This window comes from Dyella agri (genome assembly GCF_044904705.1).
GTDB classification, from domain to species: Bacteria; Pseudomonadota; Gammaproteobacteria; order Xanthomonadales; family Rhodanobacteraceae; genus Rhodanobacter_A; species Rhodanobacter_A agri.
Window position 1 is genome coordinate 435,480 of sequence record NZ_JADIKL010000004.1, and the last position, 16,794, is coordinate 452,273.

The following is a 16,794-nucleotide window of genomic DNA, read 5'->3' on the forward strand; positions in this document are numbered from 1 at the left end:
TCTCTTCATTCCGTCCGTTCCCCTTGGGTGGAGAAGATCTGCGATCGGATCGAAAAGCAGCGGCGTTCCAACGAAACGGGCGTCGGCTGGAGCCGCCCGTCCTCAGTCCCGCAAGCTCACCGTCTGGCTCCTCCAGACGGCATCCTGATAGCGGTAAAACTGGCTCAGCGAGGACGGTTTGTCGGCCTGGCGGGTGGTGGCGAGGGAGGTCATGTCCATGATCTCGAAGCGGTGGACGAAGCGGCCGTTCACCCGCGCCTCGCGCGCCACCAGCATCTGGCGGTCGCCGGGCACCCAGCCGGCGAATTCGATGTAGCCCAGCTGCGGGTCGTCGTCGGCGGGCGGCAGCACGTCGATCACCCATTGCGTGCCGACCACGTGGAACAGCCACAGCTCGCGCCAGCTGGTCATGGGTTGCACGGCCAGCGCCAGCGCGGTGCCGCCCGCATTGGCGCGCGCCGAGCCGGCCCATACCGTGCCATAGGTGCAGCGTTGGGCCAGCGGCGCCTTGGTGTCGTGCTTGCGGTCCAGCAGCTGGATGCAGGTCTCGCCGGGGCGGCCTGCCGTGGTGGCGATGTGCAGGTTGGTGCCCGCCTTGGGCACTGGCAGGGCCGCCCAGCGCGAGGCGCCCACGCGTATCGCCGCATCGTTGTAGTCGTCGCGGTCGCTTTCGACCAGCGCACGGGTGTCGACGGCCGCCAGTTCGTCGATGGCGCGCGACGCGGCCTGCTGCGCCGGTTGCTGGCTGCGTGTGCGTTCGAAGGCGATCGCCGACCAGACCGAAGCCTCGCGCATGTGCAGACGATTCTGCACGTAGCGGGGCAGCGCTTCGCGCGGCACGCGGTCGAGCAGGTCGGCGCGCCAGCTGTCGAATGCCGCGAGTTGCACGGGCGGCAGGCCGGGGTCGATGCAGGCCGGGTCGGTAAGGGCCAGCGCGGCGGTGGCTTTCTGCATCGCGCTGGCGTTCATCGCCATCACGCGGCGGAAGGCATCGCCGTCGTAGCACAGCCTCACGCCATCGCCGCCGGTGATGCTGCGGATCGCGACGCCGTAGTCGGCCACCACTTCCAGTTGTCCGGACAGCGCCTGCTCCAGCGCCTTGGTGCGGTTCGTGGAGGCGCGCCGGGCCAGGCGTTCGGCCATCACGCCCAACGCGTCGAACGGCTCGGCATCGATGGCCTTGCCTGGCGCGGCCTTGAGATAGGCCGCGGTGTAGGCGATACCCAGCGCCTCGCTACCTGGCGCGTCGCGCAGGAAGCGCACGACGGCCAGCAGTTCCGGCGCATCGCCCGGTTGCATCGAGACGATGCGCACCCGGCTGGCGCGGACGAAGCCGGCGCGTTCGATGCGATGGTCGTAGACCTGCAAGTAGTCCAGTGTGCGCCCGCGCACCTCCAGGTTCTCGCCTTGCCACAACACCGCCTGCGGGGCCGCCGAGTGGCGCGCCTGCGCCCGCAGCGCGGTGCCGTCCTGGGTGACGATGGCCAGCGGGTTCGCGGGCGGCGCGGCGGGTTCGGTGGCGTGCGCCATGCCCATGCCGAGCAGCAGAGGCAGGGCGATCCAGGTCAGTGCCTTCATGGTGCACTCCCGGAGGCATTCCCCGTCGCGGGGGCCGGGTGCGCGCCGTCGATCACGGCCTGGCCGATGAATCCGCCGGTGGCCGGCGGCGGCGCGATGATGACCGAGATCTTGTCGGACAGCTTGTCGGCCAGGGTCTTCTGGATCAGCAGCGGGTGCTTGTCGATCAGGGCGCCGTCGCGCGCGAGCTGCTCGCTGTTGACCTTGCCCAGCGTTTCCTGCCGGTAGGCATCGGCGTCGGCGAGCTTGCGGCGCGAGTCGGCCTCGCCGGCGGCTTCGATGCGCCGCGCCTCGGCGGTGCCCTTGGCGTTCTGGATGAGGGAGGCGCTCTGGGCCTGCGCCTCCAGTTCGCGCTGCTCGATCTGCTGGCGCTTGAACGGCAGCACGTGCTTCATCGCTTCTTCCTGGCCCTTGGCCGCGATGATCTGCTCGTCGGCGGCCGCCTCGGCCGCGGTGTCGCGCCGCGCCTTGTCGGCCTCGGCCTGCAGCTTCGACTCCTGCACCTGCTTCTCTTTCAGCTGCAAGGTGTACTGCATCTGCTGGGCTTCCAGCTCGGTGGCCAGCACCTTGTTCATGCCTTCGCGGTAGTCCGGCGGCAGGTCGACGTTGCCCATCATCACGTTGCGCAGCACGATGCCGTCGGCCGCCAGCATCGGCTTGAGCTCGCTCTCGATCAGCGTCTGGATCTCCTGCCGCCTGGTCGAGAAGATCTCGCGCACGGTGTAGCGCGTGAACACCTTGTAGATCACACCTTGCACCAGTGGCTCGACCAGGTCGCTGCCGACATCGTTGGGCAGCCCCTTGGCGACCCTGGGCAAGGTCTTCGGATCGATCGCGTAGCGGATCGCCAGCTCCACGCCGATGGACAAGCCCTCTGACGACTGGAACGGTGCCGGGCCGTCGGCCTTGGCGCTGCGGGTGGGGCGATAGATCTCGTCCTGCAGCGGAAACCGGCGCAGGCTGTGGATGCCGGGAATCACCAGGCACGTGCCCTGGCCCACCTCGCTCACCGAGCCGGTCCACGCGTTCGTGCGGATGCCGACCTGCTGTGGCCCGATGGTTTCGATGGGTGGATGGCGATACAAGCCGTAGCCTGCCAGGGCGAGGATCGCCAGGGCCAGGGTCTTGCGGTTGAGTACGCGTGTTGCTGCTTTGCCGAGCTTGCTCGACGTGTCCATCTTGATGCCGCCCCCTGCCGCATGGTTTCCATTGATGGCTCCGTCCCGTTGCGGGTCCGGAGCTGACCTTCCATGGGTTCCGGGCGATTGCCGCCCGGAACCGTGGTTGGCGCTTATTAGGAAGCCAGAGGGAGCCGCGCGCGGGCCGGAGATGCGACATGCCGGGGAAGGGATGTGGCAACTTGCTGGCAGCGCGTGGGAGCGGGACGAAGGTCTCCAGCCAGGCCCTTAGGAGCGAAGGTAGGCCGTGGCTACCCAAGGGGCGGAAGCCGGTGACCTGCTCTTCGGTAAACCGCGTGCTGTCACCTGGATGCGATGCACTCCGTCCCCGTTGGGCCGTGTCCTAATATGGCTACCCATCACCTCACATTGATCGGCCCAGGCAGGGGGATACGTGGACATCTTGTCTGACACGGTGCGTTCCTTGGAAAGCGTTCCGGCACGACTCGATCTGCTCTATCGCACGATGCCGGCGTCCTATTGGGACTGGAAACCGGCGTCCTGGGAGGCGTGTCCCGGCGAGGAGTTTTCATTCCGTGAGCATGCTTGCCACATGCTCGACTTTGACGCGCTGGTCTATCACGTTCGCATACGGCGAACACGCGACGAGCGCAACCCGAAGTTTGAGCGTGTTTTCGGCGACGAACTCGCTGCAAAGCGCCGGTACTCTGAAATCCATCCGCTCGAAGCTATCGCGGATTTTGTGGCCGCCCGCAAGGCGACGGTGGCCACGATCAAAGCGCTCGACGACCTGCAACTTCAGCGCAAGGCTGACTTGGCGCAATACGGCGAGATCACCCTCGGTGGGCTGGTTCACCTGTTGTGCGATCACGATTCGCGCCATTTGGCCTGCATGCACTGGCTGCTGGCCAAGCTGGCATGCAGCGGCCATCCAGTCTGATTCGCGAGGATCAAGCCGATGCGCATCGGAAATAGAGGTCATGCGGTAGTGATACGTCCGATGCCTGGCGGCGAAAACCGGGGTCAGAGTGAACTTTCTAACCTCGAAAAGGGCACGCTGACCCGGTTTCTCTTTCGTTGTCCTCGGCGCCAGGATTTGCGGCACGTGGTGCATGGCCTCGGTTGAACAGCCTTACTTCGGTGCACGCTGCGTCATCCCCAGCGCCTGCATGACCGCCTTGGCCACCGCATCCGGTTGATCGATCTGGATGTCATGCGAGGTATCCGCAACGTGCACCAGCGTGCCGTGGGAAGAGGTGGCGACGATCTGCGCCTGCGTCTGGGCCCGGGCTTCTTCCAGCCCTTTGCGGTCACGCGGCAGCGCATCGGCGTAGGTGTTGGCAGCGGACAGCACGATCAGGGGTGACGAGCCGTGCGTCTCCTGCTTTGACACCGGCGGCTTGAACACCGCTGGATTGCTCTGGAGCACCGACAGCACGGTGTGCCAGTACGCCGGCTTCGACATCAAGGCCAGGTTCACCGCGTTGAGCTTGGCGCTGGCGTGCGGATCGGCCTCGCCGAGACACTGGCTCAAGTCCTTATTGGTGGACGGCAATGCGTGCTTTTCGGCGGCCGCTTCGCATTGGTGGAGAAACGCGAACCGCTGCACCGAGAGGGTGTCTTCATCCTTTTGCCAGCCGGGGGCGAACCGGCCGATGTCCTGCGCGGGCGGATCGATCAGCACCATCGCGCTCACGTCCGCCGGGTAGCGGCTCGCGTACTGCCGAACGATGTTGCTGCCCAGCGAATGCCCCACCATCACCAGCGGGGTCGCAAGGCTGGCGCGCTGGATCAGCGCGTGCAGATCCGACACGTCGGCGTCGAGATTTCGCGGCAACGGCCCCTCGCTGCTGAAGCCGAAACCGGCCCGGTCGTATGCGCAGACGCGCGCGTGGGCGGCCAACAGTGGCTGCACCTTGAACCAGGTGGAGGAATCGGCGAGCGCACCGGCCTCCAGCAGGACGGTCTGCGGCCCGCTGCCCGAACAGCGCAGATTGAGGATGCGGCCATGGCCAAGGTCGATCAGCTTCGCCGCCTGCGCATAGCTGTCCGGCATGCGCTGCGGCGTGGCGGTATGACTGGCTTCGGTGGCCGCGGCCTGGCCGAACATCACGGCCAGCAGCAAGGCGCCGCTCGCTTTCAGGTACATCCTGTTCAAGGCGTGTCTCCCGTCGATGGCCCGGACAGGGCGCCGGGCAGGCCTCTTCATCGACTTGAGGCGGCGCAGGAAGTTCAGGGCGCGGGTCACTTGGGCAAAACGGGGGCAAAACAGGGGGGCATTTTTCAGAAGTTCGACTCTGCCCTTGTTTTCTTTCGTGCAGGAGCGAGCGGATCGGTTTGCCGCGATCAGCCAATGGGTCGTCCGCGCACACGTTCGAATCGTCCCGGGCACCCTCGCTGAGCTGCTTTGTAAGCGGTTGACCTTGAAGCGCTGTGGCAATGATGATCGCGTGCGTCGCGAGACCATCAGGACGTTGCCGGCCGGACCGCTAGCGCCGCGGGGAGTCATGGTGAGGGGGGAATCAGTCGTGTGGGCGAAGCCTCCACGGCAGCTGCGCAGGCGCTGGTTGCGGCGGTTTGATCGGCACTATCACTACGGAACGGGGGATGCCATGTCGACGGACAATATGGAAGAACGGCTTGCGGCGTTGGAAAGACGCCTTGCGCAGATCGAGGAACGTCTTGATGTGCGCTTTGTCTGGCCGCAATCGTCGCGCACGATGCCGCCCCCGCCGGAGTCGTCGCCAGGGCAGGCCCAGCAGGCATCGCCGCCGCCCCTGCAAGCGCCGCGGCCCCAGCAAGCCCATCCACAGGCACCTGCCGCGCCGTCGCCGGCTGCCCGGCCGGCCGTTGCGGCAAGAAGCGCATCGGCCCAGGCCGTACTGGCCCGCACACGGGCGGTACCCGACAGCCCTTCGTTCGCTACGAGCATCCTGGGTTGGGGCGGCGCGGCGGCTTTCGTGCTGGCGGCGGCGTACCTGATACGCCTCGGTATCGACAGCGGCTGGCTGACGGCGCTGGTGCAGATCGCCGCGGCGGCGGCAGGGGGGCTGCTGCTGATCGTCGCGGGGCTTTGGTTGCGCGACGCCCATCCGCGCTACGCAGGCTACCTGCCGGCGTGCGGCATCGTGATTCTGTTCCTCGCGATCTATGGCGGGCATCTCTACTACGCGTTGATTTCGGCCAAGACGGCGACCTTGTTCGTCATCGGTGTCTGCGCCTTGTCGCTGTGGCTGTGCCGGGTCTTCGACAGCGAGCTGTATGCCTTGTTCGCGGTGGCGGGATCTTATTCCGCGCCCTTCCTGCTCGCCGGCGACGGGGGCTCCATCACCGACCTGGTGATCTACTACTCGGCCTGGAGCGTGGTGTTCAGCATCTACGCCATTTGGTGCGGGCGGCGCCTGATCTACCTGCTAGCGCTCTATCTGGCGCTGATCGGGTTCGACGCGATCTGGCAGATGCATGCGCCGACGGAATGGATCGCCGGGCTCTCGTTCCAGACCGTGCAGTTCGTGATTTTCGGCATCGCCACGATGGTGTTCTCGGTACGCCGCCAGCAACCGTTGGACGAGGCGGTGGCGATGCTGCACCTGCCTCCGTTGCTGCTGTTCTATGTGCTGCAATACGTCGTGCTGGCCCAGCACGTGCCCGACCTGGCGCCATGGATTTCGTTCGCCAGCGTGGTGGCGGTGGGCTTGCTCTACCTGATCGCGCGCCGGCTGTCGGATGCGCCGCTTCCGGGCGGCGAATGGTTGCTGTGGTGCTACCTCGCCGTGGTGCTGCTGCATGCGGGCTACCTGGAGGCATGGCCGAGCGACTGGGCGCCTTGGGCCAGCTTCATCCTGGTGCCCGTTGCGTTCTGGATCACGCTTAGGCGCGCGGGTGGGATCGGGCCGTTGTGGGCATTGTGGACGGCGGTGGGTGCGATCTTCCTGCTCAACTATGTCCGCGTCGTCGTCGGTTTCAAGCTGGAGCAGGTGCCGGGACACACCATCCTGGCCATCGCCTATGCGGCGATGCTTTACCTGGGGTACGCCATGGTTTCGCGCAGGGAAGGCGGGCGCGAAACGCGCATGCTGCTGGTCTACGCCGGCCATGTCAGCGCGATGGCGGCCGCCGTGCACTTGCTCGATGCGGCCATCGTCGTCTCCACCGCCTGGGGATTGCTGGCGCTGGCCTGCCTGGGCATCTCGATGTGGAGGAGCGACCGGATGCTCGGCCAGTCCTCGCTGCTGGTGTTCGGCGCCACCGCGGGCAAGGTGCTGCTCTACGACCTGAGCGGCGCGCAGCCCCTGGCGCGCATCATCAGCCTGGTGGTGCTGGGCGTGACGTTCTACATCGGCGGGATGTTCTACCAGCGTCTGACAGGGGCGCGGTGATTGAGGCGGAGCAGGTAGTGGTTCCGACACGAGGAATTCCAGCGGTCGGTGCTATAAATCGTCCTGAGCTGGAGCAGGCCAGGGCAAGCCGAGAAGGCTGCCTCTGCTTTCGAGATGGATCGCATGGGGGTTTGATGAGCACGTGCATAGTTCGATGGTCGCTCTGGCGCAACGGGGTCGTAGCGCTGATTGGCGCAACGCTGACCGTGCTCGGCGCCATAGCGCTCTTTAGAAGCGCCCATGACCAGCGCGTCCTTTTTTTCGGCGTGCTGTTTTTCGGCCTTACCACGTTGTTGTTCGCTCGCCGGGCGCTTTATCGGAAACCCGTCTTGGTGATCGATGCGCAGGGCATGACCTTGCCACGGTGTGGACTGGTCCCTTGGGATGACATCGACAGAGTGGGTATGGCGCCAGGGCAAGCGGTCCTGATTTTTCCTAAGCGACCGGAAGCATGGCAAGCAAAGCTGCCGACCTTCTATGCCCTCATGTGGCGGCTGTTTCCAAAGCGACGCTGCTTAAGCGTATCGCTGCAAAATGTGGATACGCCCACGCCAGCCATCTACGACGCCACGAAGTCGTATCTCGTGAACGAAAGCACGGGACAAGGTCTGCTGATACTTAAGCGGGGTGACTACGCGTAAGGGGGCGGAGGGATTGAGCCTGCGCGCGACCGAAAGGGTCAGCGTTATGCGGTCGGCCGTGCATCGAACGCGGTGAAGGACGGGGTCCCGGCACGTTTTCGGCTCTGCATCGGCTTGATTCAGAGTTATGTAATTTCCTGCGATATCGATGGTGCCGTCGAGCGACTGCATTTGACACTGGAGATGCAGGCCAGATTGCGTGAGACTCGGCGCCGACAGGGGGAACTCGCCGCGGCCGCCATCGCTTGCCAAGGGCAATTGAAGTCGTGCGCTCCCCCCAAGCACGGAATGTTTGCGTTGAATGACGCAATGCATAGGGATATCCATTCACCGGGGGCAGCATGAAGGGGTTTGTGGCGGACCATCGTTTTATCGGAAAACTCGCGGTAGCCCTCGTATTGGCTGCATCAGGCAGTTCGGCAAGCGCCATGGCGCAGCCTTCGCAAGGCGATATCGCCACTGCGGCCAGTACCGCGATGGTGGCAATACACCCGGCCGTGACACTGCATGACGATGAAAAGCTCGTCGGCCCACTGTCCGTTTCGCAGCCCATGCACGTGGTAGTCGCCCTCAGGCTGCGCAACGAGCAACAGCTCGATCAATACATCGCCAAACCCGGCTTCAGGCCGCTGACCTCCGGCCAGTTCCGGATGCTCTACGCGCCGACCAGGCCACAGGCTCAGGCTGTCGCTGACTATCTGACCAAGGCGGGCTTCACCAACGTAAAGATCGGTGACGGCAATGCATATGTGCAGGCCGATGGCCGTGCAGACACGGCGCAGGCCGCGTTCCACACTTCGTTCGTGCACGTCAAGGCGCGCGACGGAAGCGACACCTTCGCCAATAGCAGTGCGGTGCAAGTGCCTGCCAGCCTGCAAGGCGCCGTGCATGCGGTGGTCGGCCTGCAGAACGTACACAGTTTTCACACGATGGCGCGTCGTTACGACCCCATTGCCGCACACGCCATGGCGATGCAAACCGAAGCAACGGGTGCCGAGGTCGGTCACCCGCCTTCCGACTTCCCCGTGATCTATGGCGCCGGCGGGATGCCTAGCGTGACGTCCGTACCGGTGGGTTCGATCTCGGCCGGGCCGATGGCCCATGTCTTGAGCGACCTTGCATCAGTGGATCCGGGCGTCACGGTCACGCTGAAGGGGGACACCAGTGTAGGCAATGGAAGCGGCAGCAACAGCAGCGACATCGAATGGGATCTCGACAGTCAGACCATCATCGCCTTCACCGGCATCCAGCAGTATTACTTCTACGTTGCCGCATCGCTGTACGACACGGACGTCCAGACGGCCTATGCCCAGGTCGTCTCGGACAACCTGCTCAAGGCCATCGATGTCTCGCTGGGCGAGTGCGAATCCGATGCGCAGTCGGATGGCACGGCGGCTGCCAACGACGCCACGTTCAAGCAAGGTGTTGCGCAAGGCCAGACCTTCTTTGTCGCGGCCGGTGATTCCGGCTCCAACGAATGCGGCGAGGGGACAGGTTCGCCCACGATGGCGTGGCCGACAACGTCGCAATACGTGACGTCGGTCGGTGGCACTTCACTCGATACCAGTCCCAATACCACGTGGCAAGGCGAGGAAGGCTGGTCCGTCTCGCAAAGCGGCAGCAGTGGTGGTGGCGTGAGTGCGTTCGAGCCCATTCCGAGCTGGCAGCTTGGCGTTCCAGGCATCGTCAACCAGACCTATCGCGGCGCGCCGGACATCGCGTTCGACGGCAGCCCCAGTAGCGGGGCCTTGGTAACCATTGATGGGCAGGGCAACCAGTTGGTCGGTGGCACCAGCCTGTCCGCGCCACTGGCGGTGGGCATGTGGGCCCACGTGTTGCAGGCCGACGGCATCAATCTGGGTTTTGCCTCTCCGATTATCTACAAGGTTGCCCGGATGTCGGAGGCTGGCTATGGCACCGGCTTCCACGACATCCTCCTCGGGAACAATCTCCACTACCAGGCTGGCGCGGGCTGGGACTATGTCAGTGGCTGGGGCAGCGTGCTCGTCAGCCAGTTTGCCAGTCTCGTTCCCGCCATCAATTACAGCTCAAGCTCCCCGGTCGTGTCGTTTGAAACCTTGCCTGCGCTGCAGGTGACGACGCCCGTGCCAGGGAGCACGCATACGCCGGGGGATTTCGACGGGAATGGAACCTCCGACCTGCTGTGGTTCAACCCATGGACAAGCCAGGTTGGCCTCTGGAACATGAGTTACCAGCTGTCGAGCGACTGGATGGGCGGCGGTGTCACGCGCAAATCGCTGGAGACCTACAACATTACGCCGGGCTACTTTGTCGGCGCCGTAGGCGATTTCAACGGCGACGGTTATGCCGATCTGGTGTTCACCAGCGCAAATCGCGACTTGTATTTATGGACGAACGACCAGAAGGGTGGCTTCACTGCGCGTTACATAGGGACCTACCCGGGCAATTGGCAGCTGATCGGTGCAGGTGATGTCGATGGCGATGGCCATGACGATCTGTTGTGGCTGGATCCTTCCGAATGCAAGTTCGGCTACTGGACGATGAATGGCGCTACCGTCACCGGTTACCACATGGTCAACATTGCGTGCGGCTATTACCCGATCAGCCTCGGCTATTACACGCCGTCGAACCGGCTGAGCATCATCTGGACGAGCGCGGCAAACGATCTGTACATCTGGGACAGCAATGGCGGCAGCGCCGGCAACGGCTTTAATGCGTATAACCTGACTTCCCAGATCCCCGTCAATAGCCATGTTGTCTCCGTGGGCGGCGGCTATGAGGGGCAGAACATGGGCGTGCAGCTGTATACGCTCAGCTCCGACGGGACATATGACGCCGATCAGGGAATCATCCTTTCGCGCTCCTTCGATGCCAACGGCAACCAGACGGGTGTCCAGAAGACGGTGTCATGGAGCTTCAACGGGATTCCCGGCTACATAGGGTCGGCCGGGTATGTGATCGCGGGCAATACCGCCGGCACCGCATTCAACAACACGGGCGTTTACAACATCGACCCAAGCAACATGACCATCAACACGGGTGGATTGATCACTGCTCTCTCCCCCTCTACATCCGGAAACGCGCCCGAGTTTCCGCAATATCTGCCGGACAGCTGGGCTTATCCTGCAGGTTGGTGGGTGGTTGGCGCCCTCTTCAACGGCACGACTGCACCTCCCTGGAAATAGGCCTGCCAAGGGGCGGAGGGAATGAAGCGCCGCTTCCCCTGGATGTCTGGTCACTGTGGCTGACCGTACCGGTGCTTTGGGCAGCGCCGAAGAACGGGGTCTGGCTCACTTTCTGTGCGCCTGTATGCGACGTGGCGGCCGATGTGCAAGGCGGGTGCTGGCGAAGCGTCGGCTCTTGGCTTCGACCATGGCGCGGAAGTCGTTGCGGCCCAAGGCGCGCCGTGGCTGAAGGTAGGCGCGGATGGCGGTGATGTCGTCATCGGCCAAGGCTTCATGCACGGCGCGATGGCAGGTCTTGGCTCGATCCGGCGCTGTGGCGACAAGGGCGGTGCAGGCCGGGTGGGGTGTGAGTTGCGCGTCTTGTTGTTGGCCGCAATGGGTGACGCAGCTTGGCAGGTGTGCAGCGCCCGTCCTTGTCGGGCAGTGAATCTGACTCCGTCAGGTGGCGTTCACGTAAGATTTTGCGAAAGATGGCGGATGAACGGCTCCGTTAGAGGGCTGATCACGAAAAAGCGATGAGCGTCACGTTTTTCTTACGCCATTCTGGAGCAGCCTAACAATCCGTAAAGGTTGGCCTGCGTAGTTTTAACGTTGGACCGGAGTTTGGTCCATTCCCCCCGAGATGTAGACGAAGGCTTGTCGCAGGCACCCGGGGAACGACGAGTCTTGGAGTCTTAAATGAATTTTCCCCGCAATGATAAGGCGGGGCGTCTCGCGTGCGCCCTCGCTTCTACCCCTGCCGTTGCTTCGACCCCTGGCGCGGCCACTCATCCGCGTGCTTTGGGCAAGCCGTCCAGGTTTCTACGCGGCGTGGGCGCAGGCAGCTGCGCCACGCTGTTGACCCTGTTGATGACCACGCTGTCCGCGAATGCTTTTGCCGCGACAGCACCCGCCGTGACTGCGGCGCATCCCCGGTTGATCCTCGATGCGCCAACCCTTTCGACCCTGCGCCAGAACGCCGCCGCCAACACGCCCGAGTGGCAGATGCTGAAGTCGGTCTGCGACTCGTACATCGGTGGCACGGTGAATTATCCGACCGGCGCTACCTACCCGAACCTGCCCAATATCGGTTCGGGCTACCAGGGCGAGTCTTACCTGCCGGCGCTGCTGTCCGAGGCGCTCTGCTATCAGACTTTGAAGACCAGCAACCCCACCGCTGCGGCCACCTACGGTGCGAAGGCGGTCGATATCCTGATGAAGATGGCTGCGCCGTACGGCAGCCAGGGTGAGAACCCGAACGTCGATGACGGCTACGCCATTCGCTTCTACGGCGTGGGCTTCGGCCTGGGCTACGACTGGCTGTACGACTTGCTGACCCCGGCACAGCGGACCCAGGTCTACACCACCGCCAATGCGTGGGTGACGTCCTTCGAAACGCAGACGTTCGAATACAGCCACCCGCAGAGCAACTATTTTGCCGGCTATTTCCACGCCAAGGCGGCCATTGCACTGGGCACCTACGGGGACAACCCCAGTGCGCCGACGCAGTGGAGCGACTGGTACACCAACCAGTTCGGCCAGCGCGTGCAGCCGTTCTACGCGCAGCACCTGACCGGCGGTGGCTGGCCGGAAGGCTATGCCAACTACGCGCCGTTCGGCATTCTCAACATGACCTTGCCCGCACGCGAAGTGATGACGGCGACCGGCACGGACATCATCCACCCCACGGCGACACCGTACGGCTTTCCGCTGGACAGCGCCGACTACATGGTCCATTTCACCTGGCCGTCGCGTGCGTATTTCGACGACCGCGACACCAACCACGCGGATGGCTCGCCTGTCGGCATCGGGATGCCCGGCACCACGCAGGTGGGCCTGGCGGAGATGATCCTGGGCGAAATGGGGTTCTGGAAATCGCCCAAGGTGGGCGTATTCCATGAGTATCTCAACGAGGTCAGCACGGCCACCAGCGGCTTCAATTCCTCCGCGCCATGGCTGCTGTTCCTGGAGACCAACCCTGCCGCGCCCACCACATCGCTTACCTCCCTGCCGTTGTCGTACTTCGCCAGTGGCATGAACGCGGTGGCGGCGCGCTCGGATTGGGGTACCGCTGCCAGCTGGATGTCGTTCCGCGCGGGGCCGTACACCAATGCGCCGTCGCAGGGTGAGGAATACTTCGACCAAGGCAGCCTGGCGCTGACGCAGGGCAACACGCCGCTGCTGGTCAATGCCGGCGGCTGGATGGTGCACGGGCCTACCGGCTCCGCGGACGAGAACAGCATCTACAACGACAACTACGGCAGCAGCGACGGTACGCTCTACATGGGCAACCGCCAGCTCTACAACATCTTCTACGTGTTCAACAAAAGCGGCAGCACGATCGTCGAAGGCGGTTCGCAGGCAGCGGCAACCACCGAAGACAACCAGGTGCGCACGCACGTCGCGGCCTTCGAGGAAGGTGGGCCGTACGTCTACACCCGCGCCGAACATATCGAGGATATGTATCGCAAGTTCTCTGCCGGCCCGGCCGTGGCGGCCTGGTCGCGCGAGGTGGTGTACCTGCGACCGCATCGATTCGTCGTCCACGACCGCACCACGGCCGGCAGCAGCGCCTACGACCAGTACCTGGCGTGGCATTTCCCGGCCACCCCGGCCAAGGGCTCGGCGCCAGCCGGCGAGACGCGGCTGGACGTGACCTACAACGGAACCTATGCCGGCGCGATGACCTCGGTGCTTCCCGCCAATGCGACCACCACCACGGTGGGTCTGTATCCGAGCAGCAACCCGGTGAAGGTGTGGCAGGTGCAGGAGCGCGCGCCGACCGCAGGCCTCAGCCAGCAGTGGTTGAACGTGTTCGATACCTCGTCGTCGCCGACGGCCGTGGCCTCTGCCACGCCGGTCACCGTCAACGCGGGCGCCATTGTGGGCGTGAGCTTGTCGGGCAGTGACGGCAACGACGTGGTCATCAATAACGCCGGGGCCGCAGGCACGCCCATCAGCGGGACCATCAGCTACACCGTGCCCGCGAATGCCGCCACGCATGTGGTCACCGAGCTGGTCCCCCAGGCCGCTTATTCGGTGACGGTGGCCAACGTCAACGGACAGCAGCAGGTAAGCGTGTCGCCCGGTGGCACGTTCATGGCCAGCGCCAATGGCGTGCTTGCCTTCAACGTAAGCGGTGGCGGCACCGTGACCGCGGTTCCGCCTCCGCCGGCGATCACATCGCTACCGCCGCCGGCACCCGCACCGGCGCCTGCACCGGCACCCGCACCGGCACCCGCACCGGCACCTGCACCGGCACCGGCACCGGCACCTGCACCTGCACCTGCACCTGCACCTGCACCGGCACCGGCACCGGCACCCGCACCCGCACCCGCACCCGCACCCGCACCGGGCGGCAAGTTGCAGAACGACGTCCCCGTGACCGGACTGAAGATCGCGGCGGGTGGGGACCTGCGGTACACCGTGACGATCCCCAGCGGCGCCACCTACAGCGAGGTGATGACGGTGAACGGAACGGGCAACGCCGATCTGTACATCAAGTACGGCTCGGCGCCGACGCTGACTAGCTACGGCTGTCGCTCGTCCAACGCCGGCAACAACGAGCTGTGCGCCTCAAGCAATCCGAAGCCTGGTACGTACTACGTGTTGGTGCATGCCCAGACTGCCGTCACCGGCCTGACCCTTCGGGCCCAGTGGTTGCCGTAAAAGCAAGTGACGTCACCCTTCGGTGACGTTCTGGAAAGGGATGCTCCGCGATGGCCGGCCTGGCCATCGCGGACGTCCAAAGCAAGCGCCAGAGTGCGCTCTCACCAAGCTGGCGTGTACCGCGGCAGCCCAGGTAGGACGGACAGCACCAGAAAGGTTCGCTTGTACGTCTGTTGATGCCTTGCATCATCTTCTTGCCGAACTTCGGGCAAGGCTGCGGCGCTTCGACCACTTGCTCGTCGCCTCGGCACGCTTACGATCCCATCTCCTGGATCAGCCCGCGCGGATCAGAATCCCGGCGGCCGTTCCCCGGCCACCGCCACCCTCGCTTCCAGCGCGCGTCCGACACGCCCCAGCGTGCCTTCCTCGAACAGCCGGCCGATCAAGGTGATGCCATAGGGCACGCGGTGCGGCTTGGCCAGCTTGGGCAACGGATGTTTCGGGTCGGGCGCCCAATCGCTACGCACCTGACTCACTTCCACGAAGCCGGTGCGCAAGGTGAGCGACGGGTGGCCGGTCATGTTGGAGATCACCATCATCTCGTCGCGCAGCGAGGGCACCAGCAGCAGGTCCACCTCGCCCATCACGCGCTCCATCTCTTTCGCTACTTTGCGGCGCAAGCGGTCGGCCTGCACGAAGTCGACGGCGGAGAGGAAGCGCGATTCGCGGAACAGGTTGGGCCAGGCATCCGGAGTCTGTACGCGCATCTGGTCGGCGGCGCCGGAGAGCGTGAGCTCCTCGAAGGCCGCCGCGGATTCGGCGAACAGCAGCACGTTGAGGTCGTCGTACGGCCAATCGGGCAGGGACACTTCGGTGGGGACCAGACCGAGCGCGCGCAGCTGGTCGAGTGCGGTGCGGTCCAGGTCGGTGGCTGGCGCATCTTTCATCCAGCCGGGGAAGTAGCCAACCTTCAGGCCCTTGATCGGCGCGGCCGCGTCGTAATCCAGGTGCGCGGCCACGCTGGCGTCGTCGCCGGGGTCGGTGCCGTGGATGGCGTCGAGCACCAGCAAGGTATCTTCCACCGAGCGGGCGATGGGGCCGAGCTTGTCCATCGTCCAGCACAGCGTCATGGCGCCGGTACGCGGCACGCGACCGTAGGTGGGGCGCAGGCCGGTGGTGCCGCAGCGCATGCACGGGCTGATGATGCTGCCCTGGGTTTCGCTGCCGATGGCGAACGCCACCAGCCCGGCCGCCGTGGCCGAGGCCGGGCCGGCGCTGGAGCCGGAGGCGCCTTCCTGCAGCAGCCACGGGTTCATGGTCTGGCCGCCGAACCAGATGTCGTTGAGCGCCAGCCCGCCCAGGCTCAGCTTGGCGACCAGCACCGCGCCGGCCTCGTTGAGCTTGCGGGTGACCGCGCCGTCGTCCTTCGGCACGCGGTTCTTGAAGGGATCGGCGCCGTAGGTGGTGGCGATACCGGCGGTGTCGAGCAGATCCTTCGCGCCCCACGGAATGCCGTGCAGCGGGCCGCGGTAATGGCCGGCGGCGAGCTCCTTGTCGGCCTGTGCGGCCTGCGCCAGTGCGTGGTCTTCGCACAAGGTGATGACGCAGCGCAGCTGCGGGTCGAAGCGCTTCAGGCGCTCGAGGTAGATCCTGGTCAGCCGGGTGGAGCTGAGCTTGCGCGCGTGGATCCATGCGCCGAGCTGGGCGACCGAGGCGAAGGCGATGTCCTCATCCTTGGCCGGCAGCGGCGTGGCCGCCACCTTGGACGGCGCGAAGCGATCATGTGTGGGGCCAGCGTGCGCGCGGCCCATCGCCGGGAACCAGGTGGTGGCCGGGGCCAGCCCTTCTTCCAGTGCCACCTTGCGCGGGCCGGTGCGGCGCTCCAGCAACGCAGCCATGGAGGTGGGCCAGTTGGCCACCGCCATCTCGCGTTGCGCTTCGGTCATCGTTACCTGTTGCAGCTTCTCCGCCTCGGCGAAGGTGGCCGTGGTCAGCTTCGGTCCCGCCGGCGGCGCGGTGTTGAAGGCGCCGGGCGAACCGGGCGGCGGCGTGGCCGGGGCAGGGTTCTGTCCGGTCTGCGCCAATGCGCCACCAGCCACCACGGCACCCAGCAGGCCCAGCGGCGCCTGAGTCAGGAAATCGCGACGCGTCTTCATGCTTCTCCCCGATGCGCCCCTGCAGCGGGGGCGCGTTGTTGTCGAATACTCGGCAAGGAAGCGGCCCGGCAACGGTGCCGGCGCCGCTTATTTGCTGCCGGAAGTGCGCTGACTCGCCTTGATCCTGACCTTCGGCGGACGCCGCT

General features: G+C 65.0%; 10 protein-coding genes. 5 read left to right on the forward strand and 5 right to left on the reverse strand.

All coding sequences use genetic code 11. From position 1 onward, the window contains the following. Positions 1–102: 102 nt before the first annotated feature. Together ISP14_RS09785 and ISP14_RS09790 are read right to left on the reverse strand one after the other, a co-directional pair. On the reverse strand, positions 103–1,578 hold the full coding sequence (locus ISP14_RS09785) for a hypothetical protein (RefSeq protein WP_404538836.1): 1,476 nt from the start codon (positions 1,576–1,578) through the stop codon (positions 103–105). Then, positions 1,575–2,756, reverse strand: a complete 1,182-nt coding sequence (locus ISP14_RS09790; RefSeq protein ID WP_404538839.1) for an SPFH domain-containing protein — start codon at positions 2,754–2,756, stop codon at positions 1,575–1,577. The genes ISP14_RS09785 and ISP14_RS09790 overlap by 4 nt, the downstream gene beginning before the upstream one ends. Before the next feature lie 394 nt (positions 2,757–3,150). On the opposite strand from ISP14_RS09790, the gene ISP14_RS09795 reads away from it, so the two are divergent. Then, positions 3,151–3,657: a DinB family protein gene (locus ISP14_RS09795; protein WP_404538841.1), complete on the forward strand. Its 507-nt coding sequence runs from the start codon at positions 3,151–3,153 to the stop codon at positions 3,655–3,657. A gap of 192 nt (positions 3,658–3,849) precedes the next feature. Here the strand turns inward: ISP14_RS09795 and ISP14_RS09800 are convergent, their stop codons facing one another. Continuing rightward, positions 3,850–5,184: an alpha/beta hydrolase gene (locus ISP14_RS09800; RefSeq protein ID WP_404538844.1), complete on the reverse strand. Its 1,335-nt coding sequence runs from the start codon at positions 5,182–5,184 to the stop codon at positions 3,850–3,852. A 145-nt stretch (positions 5,185–5,329) separates the two neighbouring features. Here ISP14_RS09800 and ISP14_RS09805 point away from each other — a divergent pair, with 145 nt between their 5' ends. The 3 genes from ISP14_RS09805 to ISP14_RS09815 all read left to right on the forward strand — a co-directional run bounded on the left by ISP14_RS09805 (position 5,330) and on the right by ISP14_RS09815 (position 10,904). After that, a complete protein-coding gene (locus ISP14_RS09805) occupies positions 5,330–7,096 on the forward strand; it encodes a DUF2339 domain-containing protein (protein ID WP_404538847.1) in 1,767 nt (588 codons plus the stop codon). Positions 7,097–7,230: 134 nt separating this feature from the next. Further along, positions 7,231–7,737: an STM3941 family protein gene (locus tag ISP14_RS09810; RefSeq protein ID WP_404538849.1), complete on the forward strand. Its 507-nt coding sequence runs from the start codon at positions 7,231–7,233 to the stop codon at positions 7,735–7,737. A 341-nt stretch (positions 7,738–8,078) separates the two neighbouring features. Next, positions 8,079–10,904 (forward strand): protease pro-enzyme activation domain-containing protein, encoded by a 2,826-nt coding sequence (locus ISP14_RS09815; RefSeq protein WP_404538852.1) that lies wholly within the window; start codon positions 8,079–8,081, stop codon positions 10,902–10,904. A 105-nt stretch (positions 10,905–11,009) separates the two neighbouring features. Here ISP14_RS09815 and ISP14_RS09820 read toward each other — a convergent pair whose 3' ends face one another. Further along, positions 11,010–11,171: a hypothetical protein gene (locus tag ISP14_RS09820; protein WP_404538855.1), complete on the reverse strand. Its 162-nt coding sequence runs from the start codon at positions 11,169–11,171 to the stop codon at positions 11,010–11,012. Between the two features lie 543 nt (positions 11,172–11,714). On the opposite strand from ISP14_RS09820, the gene ISP14_RS09825 reads away from it, so the two are divergent. After that, complete coding sequence (locus ISP14_RS09825; RefSeq protein WP_404538858.1) at positions 11,715–14,552, forward strand: PPC domain-containing protein; 2,838 nt, start codon at positions 11,715–11,717, stop codon at positions 14,550–14,552. A 287-nt stretch (positions 14,553–14,839) separates the two neighbouring features. On the opposite strand, the gene ISP14_RS09830 is transcribed toward ISP14_RS09825, so the two are convergent. Beyond that, complete coding sequence (locus ISP14_RS09830; RefSeq protein WP_404538860.1) at positions 14,840–16,648, reverse strand: amidase; 1,809 nt, start codon at positions 16,646–16,648, stop codon at positions 14,840–14,842. Positions 16,649–16,794 lie beyond the last annotated feature (146 nt).